Annotated in this window: 1 protein-coding gene; it reads left to right on the forward strand. The window is 46.0% G+C overall.

Features of this window, described 5'->3' with window-relative positions; genetic code table 11:
- Positions 1 to 3,000 (forward strand): hypothetical protein (locus Q0991_RS11700; RefSeq protein ID WP_299488638.1); only part of this gene is annotated, 3,000 nt, incomplete at both ends.

Genomic DNA, 3,000 nt, shown 5'->3' on the forward strand with positions numbered 1-3,000 from the left:
GCGGCCTTTTATCCTAATTGTCGAAGTGTATTTGGCTTTCACGATCCTAAATATGCCGATGCTATAGCGCTGCCCGAGGGGCTGCAATACGATGTGATCGGCTGGTATAGCAACGCTGAACAGAACTATCTGAGTGAATTTTTCCAAGATTTTAAGAACAACTTCAAGGCGGACTTTCCAGATGCAGAATTGACGCTCGAAGTCTTGATGAACAGCATCCAAGAGGAATTTAAGTGGAAATTTGAGTGGGGGAATGAAACGTTTACTCAGGATAGTGAACCCCCGCAAATCCTCTGTTATGCGCGGTTAACCTTCCAACCACCGGAAGACTACTCAGGCCAACCTCCTTTAGAAACCGCTAATATTCGTCTAGCTGTTGCCAACACGGGCACAGAGGCCCTATCAGCTTACCTGGCTGACACGATCGATCCATCTCAGAAAGCGGTGATTGAGGAGCAATTAGAAGCGCTACAGTTTTCCGACAACTTAGAAAGTCAACAGTTAGATATTGGCCCTAAGTTTCAAGAAATTCGTCATGAGGCTGGGTTCAATGCGGTCACGGGCCACTTTTTGTGGAAAATTCGTATAGAAACACAAACCCAGCCCTCTTCTTCAGATCCGTCTTCTTTAGAAAGCACATCTTCTCAGACAAAATTTGACATCCCATCCGATATTGCCACAGGGCTCAATGCTCTTAACCAGCAACAGCAGCGCTATGATGCTGCATTGGCAGAATTGGACGCTAGACGTAGACAACTGTTCTCTGACTGGTACAAGTATATGATTTGTGCCTATCCTCCAGAAGATAGCCAGGATGACTATCCTGATATTGATCAAGTTAAGTACTATATCCAACAACGAGGACTCGAACCCCTATTAGAAAAGGCCCAGGCCACTGGAAAATTAGATTTAGATAATCCAGACAGCTTACCTCTTATATCAGACTCTGAGAGTTCCCTGGCCTCTGAACTCGCGGGGCTAATAAACAATTTAGTGCGGAGGATTGATACCCACAATCAAACCCTTCAAGATGAATACGACGCTCTAGATGAGACAGAAAAAGAAAAAGCGTCTCTGCCGCCGACCTATCAGTTGGAATTGGTGAGCGGGCCGCGCTACTGGGAACCGAAAGAGCCAGTTGTGTTAATGGAAGGAGAGGCTGTAGCAGCGAGTCAACGGCATGGTGAAGATGGTCGTTTGAGTGAGGATGGGTTACTTGAGTGCCAAACGCTGACTAATCGGACGATTCAAGATTTAATTGCGGAAGACTTTACACTTGTTTTCGAGACAATTAACCAACTTGATCCTCAACTCGTTCCTCAAGGCGAGCAAGAAGGGATCGGCTTTAATCTTTGGACCGCTCAACCTTGGAATCCCATTCTGCTCGAATGGTTGGTTGAAGTCTTTCCTGTGGCTGAAGGCGGGAATAAATCGTCTGTCAATCGTAAATATAGTGAAGATTTTCTGACCCGGAATTATACACTGCAGGCAAATGATATCGATTTATCGCCAAAACCTAACTACGCTGTTGCTGTAGATACGGCAGATAATCGCATCAAAACTGACCAAGATTCTAATATCTACAGCGGTTCTAGTATTTTAACGCCCTATGCTAATTCACTCCTGCAGATGCGAATTGAAGCGTATTTGCAAAAACACAAAACCCTTGAAACCTATTATCAAGAGCAAGACATAGAGCTGGATCAGCGAAAAATTGAGTTGTTATCCGAGCAAATTGACGATATTGAGTTGTGGTACACCCATAAGACTTTTTCGGACCCTATCTATACGGCGATTAAAGCGTATCAAGAGCTACAGAGCCTAAATTGTTTGTCTCAGTCTATCGGCGGGTTTAATGACGCGTTGCTGATGCACAAGCAAACCTTGCAGCTAGAAATTGAAGACCCGATTGGGTTTGCGGATTACCAAGCTTTTACAGCTGAGGTGGCGGCAGCGGTTGAAGATGAAGCTGAAAGTGCCCCCCAACCGTTGGATGATTTTAGTCCGATTCGCTCAGGGGAACTGCGGATTATTGATGTGCAGTTGGTGGATACGTTTGGACAAGTTAGAAATCTCGATTGGCAAGTTGACTCCGAGGAATATGTGATTCGGCCAGAGCATATGAAGGCTACGGAAAAGAGTCGAATTAAGCTGCCGCCTCGTTTTGTGCAACCCACCCGGATTAATTTTCGTTGGCTATCGGCCAATGATGGAGCTAACCAAGAAACCACGGATGATCCGAGCACTACGCCTATTTGTGGCTGGATACTGCCGAATAACCTGAATGGTGGTTTAACGTTTTACGATAATGCGGGACAAGCGTTGGGGGCGATTAATGTCAATGGAGAATGGGATGATGTGCCGGGCGAAACGACCCTGGCGACGACAATCATTGAGGGGCAAGAAATTCCCAATATTGCCAATCCCCATTTGCACAAAATGGTGCAAACCATCATCACCTCAGGCCCTGAGTTTGTTGAAAACTTTAATCTGTGTCTCAACAATGCGTTGAATCATATCGATCCCGAAAACTTTGCCCAAAATCAAAGTTTGGCCTTACTGATGGGACGTCCGATCGCAGTGGTGCGAGCAGCCGTCAACCTAGAGCTACAAGGACTTCCCGCCATTAACCAAGATTGGACTGTATTTCGTCAAGATATGCAGCAGATGCGATCGCATGAGGAAAGAGACACGGATGATTTAACCGAGGTCAAGGTTCCCATTCGCGTTGGGGAGTACCAACAGCTCAATGATGGCGTGATTGGCTATTGGAAAGAACAGCCATTAGCAGAGGGAGGCTATGAGTATGAAGGCAATATTTTCTATGCCCAACAAAGCGATCTGATTGAATCTGACAGAATTGAAACTCAATTTATCGATCCGGCCACAAATCCAGGCGTCGAAGAAGGCCCCATAAATATTATCCAGTCCATTAGCAGTCCTCCCCAACGATTAACGATGTTGGTGGATCCGCGAGGGAGCGTTCATGCCACAGCGGGT

Source organism: Acaryochloris sp. IP29b_bin.137 (assembly GCF_028285745.1).
Lineage (GTDB): Bacteria > Cyanobacteriota > Cyanobacteriia > Thermosynechococcales > Thermosynechococcaceae > Acaryochloris.